The sequence below is a fragment of the Nitrosospira sp. CT genome (genome assembly GCF_059489795.1).
In genome coordinates this window covers 16,258-32,705 of record NZ_JCAHZJ010000057.1, presented here as the reverse complement: position 1 = coordinate 32,705, position 16,448 = coordinate 16,258, and the positions used below count along the sequence as shown (strand labels likewise).

The 16,448-nt window shown below is 52.4% G+C and carries 14 protein-coding genes; 5 read left to right on the top strand and 9 right to left on the bottom strand.

Annotated elements, in window-relative coordinates:
- The first annotated feature begins 495 nt into the window (after positions 1-495).
- Positions 496-2,460, top strand: a complete 1,965-nt coding sequence (gene yoaA, locus AC52W5_RS09325; protein WP_495670798.1) for a DNA repair helicase YoaA — start codon at positions 496-498, stop codon at positions 2,458-2,460.
- Positions 2,457-3,179 (top strand): hypothetical protein, encoded by a 723-nt coding sequence (locus AC52W5_RS09320; protein ID WP_495670797.1) that lies wholly within the window; start codon positions 2,457-2,459, stop codon positions 3,177-3,179. The genes yoaA and AC52W5_RS09320 overlap by 4 nt, the downstream gene beginning before the upstream one ends.
- 174 nt (positions 3,180-3,353) lie before the next feature.
- Here the strand turns inward: AC52W5_RS09320 and AC52W5_RS09315 are convergent, their stop codons facing one another.
- Positions 3,354-3,587: a metallothionein gene (locus AC52W5_RS09315; RefSeq protein WP_074975206.1), complete on the bottom strand. Its 234-nt coding sequence runs from the start codon at positions 3,585-3,587 to the stop codon at positions 3,354-3,356.
- A 572-nt stretch (positions 3,588-4,159) separates the two neighbouring features.
- On the opposite strand from AC52W5_RS09315, the gene AC52W5_RS09310 reads away from it, so the two are divergent.
- Complete coding sequence (locus tag AC52W5_RS09310; RefSeq protein WP_495670796.1) at positions 4,160-4,777, top strand: DVUA0089 family protein; 618 nt, start codon at positions 4,160-4,162, stop codon at positions 4,775-4,777.
- A gap of 119 nt (positions 4,778-4,896) precedes the next feature.
- Positions 4,897-5,199 carry a hypothetical protein gene (locus AC52W5_RS09305; protein ID WP_112892345.1) on the top strand — a complete coding sequence of 101 codons (303 nt, stop codon included), beginning with the start codon at positions 4,897-4,899 and terminating at the stop codon, positions 5,197-5,199.
- A gap of 52 nt (positions 5,200-5,251) precedes the next feature.
- Here the strand turns inward: AC52W5_RS09305 and AC52W5_RS09300 are convergent, their stop codons facing one another.
- From AC52W5_RS09300 to AC52W5_RS09265, 8 genes are all read right to left on the bottom strand, one after another.
- Positions 5,252-7,105 (bottom strand): AMP-dependent synthetase/ligase, encoded by a 1,854-nt coding sequence (locus AC52W5_RS09300; protein ID WP_495670795.1) that lies wholly within the window; start codon positions 7,103-7,105, stop codon positions 5,252-5,254.
- A gap of 433 nt (positions 7,106-7,538) precedes the next feature.
- On the bottom strand, positions 7,539-8,318 hold the full coding sequence (locus tag AC52W5_RS09295) for a hypothetical protein (protein WP_495670794.1): 780 nt from the start codon (positions 8,316-8,318) through the stop codon (positions 7,539-7,541).
- 218 nt (positions 8,319-8,536) lie between these two features.
- Positions 8,537-9,646 (bottom strand): ABC transporter permease, encoded by a 1,110-nt coding sequence (locus AC52W5_RS09290; protein ID WP_495670793.1) that lies wholly within the window; start codon positions 9,644-9,646, stop codon positions 8,537-8,539.
- 3 nt (positions 9,647-9,649) lie between these two features.
- Complete coding sequence (locus AC52W5_RS09285; protein WP_495670792.1) at positions 9,650-10,813, bottom strand: ABC transporter permease; 1,164 nt, start codon at positions 10,811-10,813, stop codon at positions 9,650-9,652.
- Positions 10,810-12,609 (bottom strand): ATP-binding cassette domain-containing protein, encoded by a 1,800-nt coding sequence (locus tag AC52W5_RS09280; RefSeq protein WP_495670791.1) that lies wholly within the window; start codon positions 12,607-12,609, stop codon positions 10,810-10,812. The genes AC52W5_RS09285 and AC52W5_RS09280 overlap by 4 nt, the downstream gene beginning before the upstream one ends.
- Positions 12,609-13,601 (bottom strand): HlyD family secretion protein, encoded by a 993-nt coding sequence (locus AC52W5_RS09275; RefSeq protein ID WP_495670790.1) that lies wholly within the window; start codon positions 13,599-13,601, stop codon positions 12,609-12,611. The genes AC52W5_RS09280 and AC52W5_RS09275 overlap by 1 nt, the downstream gene beginning before the upstream one ends.
- A gap of 129 nt (positions 13,602-13,730) precedes the next feature.
- Positions 13,731-14,153, bottom strand: a complete 423-nt coding sequence (locus tag AC52W5_RS09270; protein ID WP_495670789.1) for a hypothetical protein — start codon at positions 14,151-14,153, stop codon at positions 13,731-13,733.
- Between the two features lie 30 nt (positions 14,154-14,183).
- On the bottom strand, positions 14,184-15,059 hold the full coding sequence (locus AC52W5_RS09265; RefSeq protein WP_495670788.1) for a hypothetical protein: 876 nt from the start codon (positions 15,057-15,059) through the stop codon (positions 14,184-14,186).
- Between the two features lie 179 nt (positions 15,060-15,238).
- On the opposite strand from AC52W5_RS09265, the gene AC52W5_RS09260 reads away from it, so the two are divergent.
- Positions 15,239-16,435, top strand: a complete 1,197-nt coding sequence (locus AC52W5_RS09260; RefSeq protein WP_495670787.1) for an esterase-like activity of phytase family protein — start codon at positions 15,239-15,241, stop codon at positions 16,433-16,435.
- The last annotated feature ends 13 nt before the right edge of the window (positions 16,436-16,448 follow it).

Sequence of the window (16,448 nt, the reverse complement as noted above, 5' to 3'; positions counted from 1 at the left end):
TGCTCGTCATGAAAGAGCACCGGAAAAACCTGAGGTAATCAGGAAAGGGCGCTTTCATGAAAAGCGGGACTCTTATCGCACAGACCTGAATATTTTCCCAAACCATTCGGAACCAAGGTCAACAACAGTATAAAATAACTGTAAGCGGCGTACCTATTAATCGGCGAGCAAACAGTACAAGCGTCATACCGGTGGAAGCCGGGAGGCAGCACGTTTAAAGCGTCATTATTGGTTTGGGCTGGATCCCGGTTTGCTGGATTCGAGTCGGCCCGGAATGACGAGATTCATAGTGTTTTCTGGCCGGATCAATAAGGAAACACTGCGGGAGTGCGCCTGCTTCTCTACAGCGGGTCATTTAGTTTGCCTCAGCCTGCCTTGATCTGCCTTCTCATAAATCATTCCAGTTATAGCCCCCTGCCCTTGCAATACCCATAGGCCAGGATGCCTTATTCCTGACACTGCGATATCATGGTGAAAGGTCGATTGATACCTTCCATGCCTGATATCAATTCTTTTTTCTCTGCCGACGGTGCTCTGGCCCGTAGTGTGCCAGGTTATACAGTGCGCTCACAGCAGAGTAAAATGGCTCAGGCAATTGCCGATACCATTGCCTCCAACACGATCCTGATAGCCGAGGCTGGAACGGGCACAGGCAAAACCTTCGCCTATCTGGTGCCCGCCTTGCTGACAGGTGGAAAGGTGATTATTTCCACCGGGACAAAAACCCTGCAAGACCAGTTGTTCAACCGTGACATTCCTACCGTGCGCAGCGCGCTCGAGGTTCCCGTTACCGTGGCTTTATTGAAGGGGCGGGCAAATTATGTTTGTCACTATCATCTGGAACGTACCTTCCAGGAAAGCCGCCCTGCCCTCGCCAGCCGCGAAGAGGTGAAGTATCTGAACTTGATTGAACGCTATGCCAAGGTCAGCAAGAGCGGGGACAAGAGCGGTCTGAGTGAAGTACCAGAAAATGCGTCCGTCTGGCAGTACGTCACCTCCACCCGCGACAATTGCCTAGGTTCGAATTGCCCGCACTACAAGGACTGCTTTGTCATGGAAGCACGCAAACACGCCCTGTCAGCCGATGTGGTGGTGGTAAACCACCATTTGTTCTTTGCCGACGTCATGCTACGTGATGAAGGGCTATCGGAATTGCTCCCCGCCTGCAATACAGTAATATTTGATGAGGCTCACCAGTTACCGGAAACAGCCAGTCTATTCTTTGGGGAATCGGTCAGCACCAGCCAATTGCTGGAGTTGGCCCGTGACAGCGAGGCTGAAGCGCTGCGGAGCGCAAAAGATTTTGCTCCCCTACCCCCTGCTATTGCGGCAATGGAAAAGGCCGCACGCGATTTCCGCTTGACTGTGGAAGGTGAGAATACGCGCCTGCCCATGGCTGCAATCAAGGCAAACGCAAAATTTGCTGGCGCGCTGAGTGATTTGCAGGAAAAACTGGGTAATCTGGTCGATCTGCTCGAAAAGCAGGCTGAACGCTCGGATGGCCTGGAAAATTGCTGGCAGCGTTCGCGGGAAATCGCCAGCTGCATAAAACGCTGGCAAGAACAGGCTGAAGCCGAAGGCTTCGTGCGGTGGATTGAAGTATTCAGCCAGGCATTGCAACTCAATGCCACCCCGCTTTCCATTGCGGAGATATTCAACAAGCAATTAGCCGGATCTCCGCGTGCGTGGATATTTACTTCCGCAACCCTTTCAGTCAAGGGTGACTTCTCTCATTACAATGATCAAATGGGGCTGAATACGGGAACCATCCCTTCGCATTCCGCGTGCTGGGAGAGTCCTTTTGATTTTGCCCATCAGGCTTTGCTCTATGTTCCAACAGGCATCCCGGAACCGAACAGCAGCAGATATACAGAAGAAGTGGTGAAGACAGCGCTGCCGGTATTGAAGGCCAGCCGGGGGCGGGCATTTTTCCTGTGCACCAGCCTGCGTGCCATGCAAAAGACATATGAACTGCTGCTGGAGGCACTCAGGCAGGAAAGACTCGACTACCCTCTGCTGCTGCAGGGCCGGGGTTCGCGCTCCCACATGCTGGAGCGCTTCCGGAAGATGGGCAATGCGATTCTGATCGGCAGTCAATCCTTCTGGGAGGGCGTGGATGTGCGTGGGGAAGCATTATCCCTGGTGGTGATCGACAAACTTCCTTTCGCTCCTCCCGATGACCCGGTGCTTGCCGCACGTATCGAAAAAATCAACAAGGAAGGCCGTAATGCCTTCATGGAGTATCAATTGCCGCACGCCGTGATCAATCTGAAACAGGGAGCCGGCAGATTGATCCGGGATGAGACTGATCGTGGTGTACTGATGATTTGCGATCCACGCCTGATCAGCAGGCCCTATGGCAGAAAAATCTGGCAGAGCCTGCCACCCATGAAGCGCACACGCAATCTGGCTGAAGTGGAAGAGTTTTTTTCGGCCAATTCCACGGCAACCAAGGTGTGAGGCACATTTTGCCCGCGACTCTGGCGGGGTTTATCCTCATGCAGGATGTGCGTTGCGAAGACAACGATGCGTCTGAGAGTTCCCAAAGCCGAAGACCTGAGCCAATGGTCTTTGACCTGGTCGATCCGATCGACGCAAAGAAGGGTGAACTCGAGATCAATGCCTTGCTGAATCTTTCGCCGCGGGAGGAACAGTTACGCTGGTCGCCCGAGATTGAATACACCTACATGGATGGTCACTCGATCGAGTTGGAACTACCGATCGAGAACGATTTTTTGCAGCAATATAAAGTTTCCCTGCAAGGCTCTCTCGGTAAATTAGCCCAAGGTCGCATGCTGCATGGGTGGCAGGTTATCGGCCGACGGAAAAACGATGAAAAAGTGTTCGCGGCTGAAATCCTCTATTTGAATGATTATAAATTTTCTGACACGTGGAGCATGATGAACATGCTCGGAGTACGGCACACGGCTTTGGGTAAATCCGGTGAGTTCGTCGGCTTGCTCAATAACAGCCTGTTTTACAGTTATTCAAAACATCTCGCCCTGGGTATAGAGTTGAACAGTGAAATAGAAGAACGACGCTGGCGCTATCGATTGACTCCCCAGCTTCAATACGTCTTCAACAAGCACTCGATTATTCAGGTGGGCGGCGGACCATCGCAGTTGAACAGCGAGCGAACCGAGTGGCTATTGACCTCACGTATCATTTATGATTTCTAATCCGGGGATGCGATCGAATTCCTTTTGCTATTCTGCCACACCCGTATCCCGCACCCTCCCGGATTTAAGGCATTGCAGCGAACAGATCGTGCTGGCAGAACTCACTTTGCCCCAAACCAAGAGAGCCAAAAGGCCGCGGATAAAAATGGAGCAAGAATGAAAGAAGGAGGTTTTCTATGAGCGGTCGCGCAGTTCCGTCACACCTTCTTTTTCTGCACAATGATTGCAGCAGAACATTGCCCCGCTTTTCTCCAGGCCGTGCCCAATGATTCGAACACCGCAGTGCGTGCAGGTGGGCGCAAGCTGGTTGATGGCACATTCGAAGCTGTCGAACGTATAGGTTTTATTCGAAAAGACTACCTGAAAAGCTTTATCGTAGTCGTTCCCGCATCCGTCGCATTTCGGCATACGCTCCTCCTCTAGGGCTGAAAATGAGCCTTCCAATAGGCCCGGCTGCACTGCTGCAATTGAAAGAAATCCGAAAAAACTTCTATTCCACTGCCTCGCCAGACTGCGCGAATCGTTTGCTCTTTCCGGTTATAAAAACAAAATGTGCTTCCCGGAATCGTTGTGGTCCAAAGTGAAGGAAGGACTTATCCTGATGTTGGTATTGCCGCGGACACGAACCCATCAATCCAGCGACCTGGCGAATTGCTTATCCGAGACGAGATTATAGACGGGCACAAATACACTCTATCTCTGCGCGGCTCGGTGCGCTATCGAACATAGTATTCAGGGAGAGGATGGAGGTATTTTAACTTGGGCGGTTAATTGGCCGCCTATTCGTTATGAATCCCGAATTATTTGCGATTCTGAGCGGAGATAACGATAGTCCAAATGGCTCATACAACTTGAAAAGTCTAAATTCTGTTATACATTTAAAAACACCGATGAGGTTATTAGGCGTTTTTTGACGCTAACACCGCCCTTGCCGGTTCAGATCTGGTTATTCACCGCTGCTTTCCTGAGGAGAAATAAAAATGAAAACAATTCATGCTGCCGTTCTTGCTGTGGGATTCGTTACTGGTAGCGTAAACGCGGCCGATTTTTCTTTTATCGGAAATTTTGAACACGATGACGAGGTACAGGAGTTCAACTTTACCGTGACCGCACCGACGTCTGACGTTACCTTGCGTACCTGGTCTTACGCGGGAGGAACAAACGCCGCTGGAGCGGAGGTTGCCCGAGGAGGATTCGATCCCATCGTCACACTATTTGATGCATCAGGAAATTTACTTGGTGAGAATGATGACAGCGGTCTGGTGACAGATTCCGTCAGCGGAAATGCTTGGGACTCTTTGCTGACACGCGATCTCTCGGCTGGAAATTATACTGCGACCGTCACTCAATATAACAGCTTTGCCAATGGACCCTTGTTAGCTGATGGCTTCCAGGGCACTGCTGCTGTGAACTTCAGCGGTCGTGATCCACATTGGGCGCTGGATATTTCGAATGTCAGTTCCGCCTCAGTCGGCGCTTCTTATGTCTCCGAAGTTCCTTCTATCCCGGAGCCCGAATCCTATGCTCTGCTGCTGGCGGGCCTCGGCCTTATCACGTTCATGATACGGTACTCTTCAAGGAAGCAAATGCCGGTATGAAATAGGGGAGGAGTGAAATAATCTGTCTTTTTACTCAATCGCGTGCGCCACCGTACAGAAAAACGACAACGGTAGCGATTATAGTGACACCTTGAAAATAACCGGAGGAGGTAATCATCATGAGCTATCTGAAACCTGTTCTTACCGCAACGGTGCTGGCGCTAGCGCTGGGACTTCCCGCTTGTAAATCCAAACAGGAAGCAGCGCGGGAACAATCATTGGAACAGAAGGCCGATACAAAGGAAGATAAGGCGGATGTGATGCGGAAGGAGGGGGAGGCAGCCGCGGACAGGATCGAAAGGCAAGATCCTGGTATGGATTCCAGGAGCACGGATCGAGCCGCCGACGCTGCACGTGAATCCTCTGAGTATCGTGCCGACCAGTTGGAAGATCAAGCCGATCGCCTGCGCGAGCAGAAATAATGGTTATAACGGTTAACCCTGGTTAACGGCACTCAACTGCCGTTAACCAGGGTTATCCCTTTTCGTACAGCTCGGTAATCTGGCTCGCAAAGCATTTTTCGATTTCTGAACGTTTCAGTTTCAGGGTGGGTGTCAGCAGGCCGTCTTCCACCTTCCAGGGTTCCTGCGAGAGATGTACTGCCCGAATTCGAGCGTATTTGGGGAAACCGCGCAAGGTTGCCTTGATCCTTTTCAAAGCGGCTGCTCGGGCAGTTGAATGTGCCAGTGATTGGGGCTCGTCCGCTTTCAGGCCGAGGGTGGAGGCAAGGTTCTGCCACTCCCCCTTGTCCACTACAACCAAGGCTGCCAGATAGGACCTTCCCTCGCCTACCACCATTACCTGGTCAAACAAGGGTTCCTGAACGATAGCCATCTCCAGATCTGCAGGCGGTACTTTTTCACCGCTGGACGTGACCAGAATCTCCTTGATCCGTCCGCTGATAAAAACATGATTGTCAGAAATACGTGCCTGATCACCGGTATGCAGCCAACCCTCTGCATCAATCGCAGCGCGGGTTTCTTCGGGTCTGTTCCAGTAACCCAGCATGACGCCGGGACTTCGGGTCAATAGTTCATCCTGCTCGCCTATACGAAGCTCTACGCCAGGCAATGCACTCCCCGTTGATTCCGGGAGATTGTCCTGCAGGCGATTGGCTGTCAGAACGGGGGAAGCTTCGGTCAATCCATACCCCTGCAGAAGCGGCAAACCCAGCCCGATGAAATACCTGGAAATATCCGCATGGAGCGGGCCACCTCCGCTTATGGCTAGCCGGAGCCTCCCTCCAAATGCGGCCAGCACCTTGTCAGCCACCAATTGACGCAGAATAGGCCACGCAACGCGGTGCCATAGTCTCTCCTTCTCCTGCCCTTGCACGACGGTAAAGCGTTTCCAGCCAAGTGCAACAGTCCAATCGAACAACAACCTGCCAACCCGTCCTCTTTCCTGCACCTGCTGGTTCATTTTATTGCGAATACCCGCATAAACCTGCGGCACGGCAACGAGTATCCCAGGCCGTACGGATTTCAAATCCTCTGGCAAATCTTTCAGTGAACGGGCATAGGCTACGCTGCTCCCCGCCATGAGGGGAACGTAATAGCCAACAGTGCGCTCGAGCATATGCGAGAGCGGCAGGAGCGAGAGATAGACGTCTTCCGGATAGCCGGATATAGCCTGTAGCGTTGCCTCCGCATCCCAAAGCACATTGAAGTGTGAAAGCATGACACCCTTGGGCTTGCCGGTGGTTCCGGAAGTGTAAACAAGTGTGGCAAGCGCGTGAGGATCGGACGGTTGAAAATTATCCTTGTTGCCAGAGTTGCCCCTATCCTCCTGATCGCTGGCGTGCTCATCTGCTTCCTTCAGCCATTCATCCACACCCTGCAGGATCCTGCCCTCGCTACCATCGGCTGCCGTGTGTTCAACGCATAGTATCTTGCCTAATCCAGCAAGATCTTTGCACCGGGGAGCAAGCGTTTCCCAGCGCTTTTGAGTGCCTACCACGAGTAACCGGGTTCCGGAATCCTCGAGAATGTAAGCAATATTATCCGACGCGTCAGAGGGGTACAGAGGCACCACCACGAGCCCGATAGCGAGTGCAGCCTGATCAAAGCAGACCCATTCAATGGAATTGCGCAACAGGATCGCAACACGATCACCTGGTTCAAGTTTCTCTCGCATCAGCGCCCGCTTCCAGCGCGCTACCCGCCCATCGATTTCCTGCCAGCTGTATCCCCGCCATTTCCCACTCTCGGCATCAAACTGCCGGTAAGCTATCAATCGCGGGGTACGTTTGACCCGAATGGCAAAAAGTCCTGCCAGCGTCTGGGCCTCTCTGCATGAAATGATATCTGTCTTCCGCTTCTGCCCCATCTGTACAGCTCCATATATCCCCTTAAAATCAAGCCAAGGTGTGACACTTATGGTTTTGCTGTCCCCTCGCTTCTTCCAGGGCCCGCTTTCATCATAGATCAGATCGCGGGGAAAACCGTTTTCGACAGGGTTCAAGCACGAAGTCAAATGATGGCCGGCATATATCCCATACAAGCGATATTCGCATCTTTCGATAAGCCATCTCCTGATCTTGCCAAAAGGGCCCGGCTGAACATCCGTTCGACCCTGAAGACAGGCCTCTCGCTACGGGTAATTTTCATGATTTTCTCTCCAGCAAGAGATGATTTTTAGAGACTCAAGACTCCGAATTTGATGGAAGCGTATCGAATCAGTGTCAGATTAAACCTTAACTATGACAATGAAGATGAACGTTTGAACGCCCATCTTCAGCTGGCACGACTTTCAAGTTTATTCAAAGAACGGGGATATATTCTGCGATACCTTCAAGATTCACGGTTTCGTAGGTGAGTTGGGCTCCGGTGTGATCTACGACAAAGCCACGGCCGTGAATCAGGATGCCCATTGTCTTGAAGGTCTGCCGCAACTCTTCTCCCAGCTCGACCGGCGGCAGAACCAGCGCGAAATCTATAGAAGGTTCATCCGCAGCGCCGGACCTGAAATTTACTGAGATAAGCGTCCCCACTACTGTTTGCTGCTGAGTAATCTGTGCTCCGCGAAATACGAAATGGCCTTCCGGGCCGGTATATTCGAAGGAGGTTTCTTGTGGCTTTTCTTTCGCACCCAACGGGTCCAGTGCTTGAGGAAAAAAAACGACGCGTTTTACACCTTCCTGATCAACAAATGTAAAACGGCTGGGATTTCTCTTCGGGTGTTCCGAATTGCCCAGGCTGGGATTTCTCTCCGAATGTTCGGAATTGCCCAGCAATGCCTTTTTTGAATCGTGTTTGACGTGTATCCGAACTCCCCTGGCATCGGGAGGCAGGGGGTCCCAGAGGTGAACGACACCGATAGGCGTAATTGCGTCTGTGGCAGGTTCCTGATGCGGTGGATCAGCGACAAAATCAAAATCATAAATGCCGTCTGGCGGCGGCTGAATGAGGACAAAAGGTTCTAACCGCGGATTTGTCCAACCCTCGCCAGGTATATTTCCTGACGCGCTAATTCGCAATTTAGGCGGATGATTTTCCAGAACAAATAACTCAACATCAAGAACTTCCAGAATTTTTTCCATTTTTGACTTCCCCCGTCATTTGAAATGAGTGGAGCGCTCTGCGGCAGCAATGCCTCGGTTTGTGCTACTGCCATTCTTTATAGCCAAGGAAAGTAAAATAACAACCACGTTCGCATTGTCTGTATAACCTTTCACAGAACAATGGTCATCGGAAGGAGCCATACTGGAAGAGGAAAAGGTGTTCTGCTCACAGCGCCTGCAGCGCACTTGATTTCGGGTTACAGCAACCGGTTGCGAAACAGCCATGCGGCGAAAGGCAGCGTAACTGTCGACATGATCAGGAGCGGAATCAGATCATAGCCGACCATCATCAAGTCAGCCCCTTCCAGATATACGCGCTGCATCAGGTCAACAGCAAAGCGGAGGGGATTGGCCAGAGTAATAGTCTGAAGAAATTCCGGCATGTTGCGCACCGGCGTCGCTAGGCCTGAAAGCATTATGAGCGGCATCACCAGCATGAAAGTATAGAGCATGGCCTGCTGCATAGTGGTACAAACTGCTGAAATTGCCAGACCCAGCCCTACGCTGGCAATCGTGAACAACGTCAAACCGGTATAGAGTGTTGCCAGCGAGCCGGCAAGCGGCACTTCGAACCAGTAGAGCGACACCAGGAGGACGATGGTGGATTGCAGCAGGCCTATTGCAACGATTGGAATCACCTTGCCTACCATGATTTCCATGGGTGAAAACGGTGTTACCAGTAACTGATCGAACGTGCCGTTCTCGCGCTCACCGGCGACAGTGAGCGCGGCCAGCAACATTGTCTGTATCATGCTGAGCGAGGCGATCAAGCCCGGCATCATATTCCACCGGGTCTCCAGATTGGGGTTGTACCAGGCGCGTGCCTCAACCGTAAGGGGCTGCCTTGCGTTGCCACCTAACGTCGTGTTATATGATTCGATAATTGAGGCGACATACCCTGCAGCAGAGCCGGCGCTGTTGGAGTTGCGCGCATCGAGAATCAGTTGTACCGGGGCAAGTTCGCCCGCATTCACTTGCTGCTCGAAGCGTGGTCCGATCTGTATCACCATCAGGACCTGCTGCGAATCGATCACTCCCGCGATATCCCGCTGTGTTTGCAAGGTTGCGACACGCTGAAAAACACCGGTTCCATCCAGACGCGCTATCAATTCAACGGAGGCAGCACCGCGGCTCTGATCAAGCAAGGCATAGGGAACATTGACGAGATCAAAAGTGGCAGCGTAGCCGAATAAAAAGCTTTCCACCAGCGACGGGACGACAAGAATGACACGATTGGCAGGATCCTTCAGGATCGCCAGAAACTCCTTGCGGCACAGGCTGATAATGCGGCGCGCGAGGTCGAGCATGGGTCAATCCAGTTTCTTGCGGGTGACAAAGCGCGCAAGACCTAGCAGCAACACTGCATAGCCCGTGAGAATCGCATAATTCCGTATTATCACCGGCCATACATTGCCGGCGAGATACAGCGTCCTGATCAGTTCCATGAAATAAGTGGCCGGTAGAATCTTTCCAACCAGCTGAATGACAACAGGCACGTTGCGCAAGTCAAAGAGAAAACCGGAAAGCATGAGTGCCGGCATGAAGCTGGTAATAATTGCGATTTGACTGGCAGTGAACTGGTTTTTGGTAATGGACGAGATGACCAGGCCGAAACCCAGGGCCACCAATAGATAGAGCATCGAGCCACCCAGCAGGATCAGCAGGGAGCCGCGCATGGGCACCTCGAACAGAAAATGCGCCGCGGCCAAGCATACCCCGAGACCCGCCATACCAACCAGAAAATAGGGAATAATTTTCGCCAGCAGGATTTCCGTGGGGCGCACGGGCGAGACGAACAATGCTTCCAGGGTACCGCGCTCCCACTCGCGCGCCATCACCATAGCGGTGAGAAAGGCTCCGATGAGTGTCATGATCAGAACGATCAAGCCTGGAACCAGATACCATGTACTGGAGTTGGCAGAGTTAAACCACAAACGTTCCACCAACGTGATTCCACCCCCGGTCGGGGCTTGCAAAGCTGCTTTTCGCTCCGCCTGCCGCAATGTCCACTGGCCAACAATACTGTTGATGTAGCTTCGAATGATTGTTGCGCGGGTGGAATCTGTTCCATAGGCCAGAAACTGGACTTGTGCTTTGCCTTCTCCCAATCGCCGGGAAAAATCGCTTGGTATCCGGAAGATTCCCTCTACTTCGCGCACCCGCATCAAACGCTCTGCCTCCTGCATGGATGGAACTCTTACAGGTGAAATATACGGGGAGAGTTCCAGGCCTGAGACAACGTCGACCGAAGTGGGGGACGCATCTTCCAGTACGATTGCAATGTGCGCATTCCTCACATCGAGTGACAGGCCATACCCGAAAATGAGGATCAATATTATGGGGAGACCAATTCCAACTGCAAGATTGCTTTTGTCTCGCAACAGTTGACGTATTTCCTTTCGAATCAGGGAAATGAGCCGTAGTTGAAAGCCTGAATAACCCTGCTGGCCTGATTGGCTGTTTTTTCCACTCATAAGCTCGGTGCTCTTTCAGTCGATTTATCTCGTTCCCGCTCGCGGGTAACGATACGAATGAATGCCTCTTCCATCGTCAGCATGGCCTCCTTCCCCCCGGCTTGCCCGCGAACCTCGTGTGGCGTCCCCATGGCCACTAACCTGCCATTGTCCTGGATTACAATACGATCGCAATACTCAGCCTCTTCCATGAAATGGGTTGTGATGATGATTGTCGTTCCCATTTCCGACAGTGCGGTGATGTGACGCCAGAATCCCCTTCGTCTGAGCGGATCGATTCCGCTGGTAGGTTCGTCCAGAAACAGGATTTCAGGTTCATGCAGCAGGCCAACTGCCATTGCGAGCCTCTGCCGGAAGCCGCCGGGTAATTGCCCGCTCGGAGATTGTTCCCTCCCTGCAAGATCGAATTGCTGGATGACAACCTGAATACGCTCATGTAACCGTTCGCCGAACAGACCATAGGCATTGCCGAAAAACTCCAGGTTTTCCCTCACGGTCAAATCGCCGTAAAGTGCAAACTTCTGCGCAACATATCCTATCCTTCGGCGCGCCGGAGCCCGTGCATACCGAAGGTTGACCCCCGCCACCTGGAGAAAACCGCTGCTTGCAGGCAGAAGGCCGCAAAGCATGCGGAAGGTCGTGGTCTTGCCCGCTCCATTCGGCCCCAGTAACCCGAAGATTTCACCGCGCCGCACCGAGAAGGACACATGATCGACAGCGATAAAATCTCCGAATTTTCGTACCAGATCGCGTACCTCAATGATCTTTTCATCGGACTGCCGGTTTTCTCCGGAGGTAGTTGCAGACAGTGCCGGCCTCTCGAATGGGAGAGTATCTGGCGGAATCATCTGGTGCTGTTCACGCAGCAGTACCATAAATCCGTCTTCAAGACGTGCTTCCACCGGAATAACTTCAATATCGCTCAACAGCGCATCAATATCCTGCTGCCGTGCATGAGGGCGGCGGATAAAACGCACTGCCCCACTTTGGGGCACGGCATCTATGATGTTTCTGGAATCATCCAGAAGTTGTGCCTGCAGAACTCGTGAAGGCTGACCCTGGTGTGGGGCAGTGACAAAGCAAAGATCGCGTGCGTGCTGCCGTATCTCGTCAGGTGGGCCTTCGGCAAGCAGCTTGCCCTCCTCCAGCACATGAATCCTGGTGCAACGCTCTGCTTCATCGAGGTAGGCCGTGGTAATCAACACCGTCAGTTGCTCCTCATCGATCAATTGCCCGATGATCTCCCACAACTCCCGTCGCGACAACGGATCGACACCCACTGTTGGCTCATCAAGCAGCAGTAGCTCGGGAGAACGCACGAGCGTACAGGCCAAACCCAGCTTCTGTTTCATGCCTCCTGACAGTTTTCCCACGGGGCGCCCTGTGAAGCGGATGAGATCGGTCATTTCCAACAGTCGACGATAACGTTGCCCGCGTACCTCCTGCGGCACTCCATGCAGGTCTGCATAAAGATCGAGATTCTCCTGAACGCTCAAGTCCTCATACAGGCCGAAGCGCTGCGGCATATAACTTATGCGATCCTGCACTGTTTGCGGGTCCGTTACGACATTCACATCCAATACCTGGAGGTGTCCGTCATCCGGCTTTATCAAACCCGCGAACATACGCAAGAGAGTAGTCTTGCCTGCTCCATCCGGCCCGACCAGCGCAGTAAGCGAACCTGGAGACACTTCCATGGAAACGCCTGCGACAGCCTGCACGATCTGGCCGGTTTTTTTGACCGGAAAGCGCTTGTAAATATCATTTGCTACCAGTGCGGGCTGCGTTTGCTCCATCAATGCTTCACTTCACTGGAATTTCCATTATTTCCGAGAGCGATATGCACGGTAGCGGGCATGCCCAGCCGCAACCTGTCCTCCGCGTCTTCCACATACACTCGTATCTCATAGACAAGGCTGGTGCGCAGCACCTCGGTTTGTACAGGCTTTGGGGTGAACTCGGCAACCGACGAGATATAGCCGATACGACCATGAACGGGCTCCTCCGGATGACTGTCGGTAACAACCTCTGCGTTCATGCCAAGCTGGATGCGGCCCAGATCAATCTCGGATACGTAGGCTCGAACCCATTTCGGATCGGTTATGGCCAGCGCATAAACCGGACGTTGTGGCGAAGCCATGTCTCCCGGTTCGAGAAGACGTGAGCGTATGACAGCATCAATAGGGGATTTCAATTCGGCCAGGTCAAGCTGGTGCCGCAGCAAGGCCAGCTCAGCACGAAAAACGTTCAACTGCGCCTCCGCCTGCGCAATATCTTCCTTGCGCGGCCCGATCAATGCCAGTTGCAGTGCCTTTTTGCGATTTTCGAGTTGCGCCACAGCCACTCGATGGCGAGACCTGGCATTGTCGAGATCCTGCTTGCTGACGGCAGCATCCGAGTCACTTTCAATCTCCATCAAGCGGCCGAGAAACTGTTTGGCGAGGTCGGCATCGGCCTGAACGGAAGCAACCTCAGTCCGCGCCTGTGCTATTTCCTCGGGGCGGGTGCCATTCTCAAGCCGTAACAGGGCCTGCTTCTGGGTGGCGACCTGGGCTTCAGCTTGCGCGATTTGCAACGTGAGAATCCGGGTATCCAACGTTGCGAGAACCTGTCCTGTCTGAACCCGATCTCCCTCCTCCACGCGCATTTCAGCGATCCGATCGTTTCCGTTGAAGGCGAGAGAAACCTGGCGGATATCCACATTGCCAAAGAGTGTCAGGAACTCGCCATTGCTTTCCTTATGGGTTAAAAACCAGCTTACCGTTCCCACCAAAATCAGGGCAAGCACTGCTGCTATTCCTATAAGGACGAATTTTTTATTCACCGATGATGTCAGATGCGGTTACGCTACTTTACTGAAGCGGATGACTGCATGGAAACCGCACGGTTGCCGACGCAAAAACTCCTGTTTGGACGATCAGCCGGTCCGCGAATCAGTACCGTCAACGATAGCTTCAGCCGCATCTTCCAGGGCAACGATTGCGGAAGGAAGTGACGCCGCGTTGCCTGAATAAACTGCGCCAGCCAGAAGAACCAGTGCGGATGCCAGATCAAGTGCCTGCTTCAGGGTGGTGATATGCTTTACTGCTGCTTTTGCCTCCTTGACGCTCGACTGCAGTCGCTCAAACGCTAGCTGGCTATCTGCCAATACCAGCCCTATTGCACTGGTATAAAGGCTGGAGGCGGTATTCAGAAGTAAAATCTCCTGACTATCGAGCTCATCCCACTCTGCCTTGCTCAAGCTGGCACGATGCTGGATGCGCCAGTCCCCGAGCGCAATTGCTGCATCCCGGAACTGGTTGCCCAATTCGAAAGCGTCATCGGACGAAAGATTGTCCATGCGTTTATTCTCTTTCTTCGTTAGTCGCTTTTAATGCGAAACATCGAGTAAACCCCGGTAAGCCATGCGAAGATCTGCGACATAGGGTTTGAATTGCTTGTCCAACTCATTACTGCCGATCTTTTTGTGGTGCTCATACAGATACTGATGCGCATTAGCGATTTTATCCAGCACAGCAATATAACCCTGCGCACCCCTGATCCGGGTATTTACACGGCCCAGCGATTCGGCCTTCGCCTCTCTTGCAAGCGCCATTGCCACAGGTTCCATGGGATTACCGGGCATATACATGAAATTGTCATAATATCTACCGAGCAGCGCCGTTTCTACCTGTAAATCGGCAATCATGCCCTTCTCCACGATTTTTCGCGTAGCCTGAATTACATGCTGAAGCGGCTGATTTGCATCACGGACCAGTTTCCTGAGTTCATGGAGTCGATAACCCGCAGTTGCGGCGCGTGCGAGCAGCGTAGATAGTGCTCCCACCGCCTCTTTCTCTTCGGAAGTCAGCAGTGTTGCCCTGCTGAGATTTGTACTCAATTCTTTTAGTGATTTATCATAGGCATGAGCGTTACCGGCGGCCAGGTTGCCTAAACCTTGCATATAGTCTGTCACGGTTTGCTGGAGCAGATCCAGGCTGGCTCGCTGCGCCTCCCGTCGTATTTTCTGTGCTTCCAGCTCGCCGTGGAATTTCTCTGGCTGGTATTGTTTGCGGCGATCAAGTGCGGCCACATAGTCCCTCGTAAGCGCGTCATAACTTGCCGCATCTGAAGAAAGAGCGGCAAAAACTTTCACTTCCCTGAAACTGGCACATCCGGAAACAAAAGATACAAGCAGGAATATGCCGAATGCTGTCCAGAAGCTTCCGCGTATACCAATCACGTTGACATCAAGAGAACGGTTCATCACATATTCTGTAGCTCTATCGGGAGCGATGTGTTATTCCTTTATCTTAGCTGGGAAAACAGAGAGTTTTGTATATTTCGAGACTTGGCGACAAAAAGCAGTTATGCCATGGTGAACGCATTTTTGCAGGCTGCGCATAATATGCGCTTTCCCCGATCTTCCTCAAGTATCTGATTCTCATGAGAATACTCCTCCTTGCTGCCCTTGCCGTCCTGCAAATAAGCTTTACCCCTCCACTTCGCGCCGCTGACTCCGCAAGTTTTATTCTCAATTATATTGGTCAGCAAATCGTACCCCATCAGACAAAATTCAAAGGGACGACCGTCGGCGGGTTGTCGTCTCTGGACTACAACGCAAGCACTGCCCGTTACCTGTCCATTAGCGATGATCGCAGCAGAACGAATCCAGCGCGATTTTACGAATTATCCCTGGATCTGGCTAAATTCCAGCGCTCGGCCGAGCCAGGGATGACTGGCGTGACCTTTCATGCCGTAACCACGATCCAGCAATCCGGTGGGGGGGCGTTCGAGAAAAACTCTGTTGATCCGGAAGGTCTCCGCTTTGACGGCAACCGCAACAAGGTTTATTGGAGCGAAGAAGGCCGCCGGGAGATATCGGGTTTCCGCAGCCCTGCGGTACGCGAAATGAATGCTGATGGCAGCCATTCTCGCGATTTCGTTGTTCCCCTTTACTACTCTCCCAGCGGCTCCCGTGTGTGGACATTTACCGGTAGTAAGGGCGTTTACGACAATTTGGGGTTTGAGAGCCTGGCAATCTCCACCGACGGTACAACTCTGTATACGGCTACCGAAAATGGCCTGGTTCAGGATTCTCCCCCTGCCAACGCCTATAGAGGCTCACGCGCACGTATCCTTGCCTTCGACATTGCCACTGGGAAACCAGTTGCGGAGTATGCTTACGATGTTGAGCCTGTTACGCCCGTACCATCCTTGCTCAGCAGTTTCGCTATCATCGGAGTGAGCGACTTCCTCGCCATCGGTGACCGCCAATTCATCACTATCGAGCGCGCCTTATCCCTTGGCACAATCACGCCGGGCCGTATTAACACAGGATATACCGTCCAGCTTTATTATGCCGATGCAAGGAACGCCACCAACATTTCCGGAATGGAATCGATCGCGGGCAAAAGCATCTCTCCATTAAGAAAAGTTCTCCTGCTGGATATGTCAGACCTGAAAAATACGGATGGCTCGGCTCTGGCTATTGGTAACATAGAAGGCATCACCTTTGGTCCCGAATTCAAGGGCAAACGCACTATCTTGCTGGTAGCTGACAACAATTTCTCCAGAATGCAATTCACCCAATTTGTCGCATTGGAAATTGCCTCTGAATCGGAACTGGAGCGGTTACAATAAAAATATGAATTCT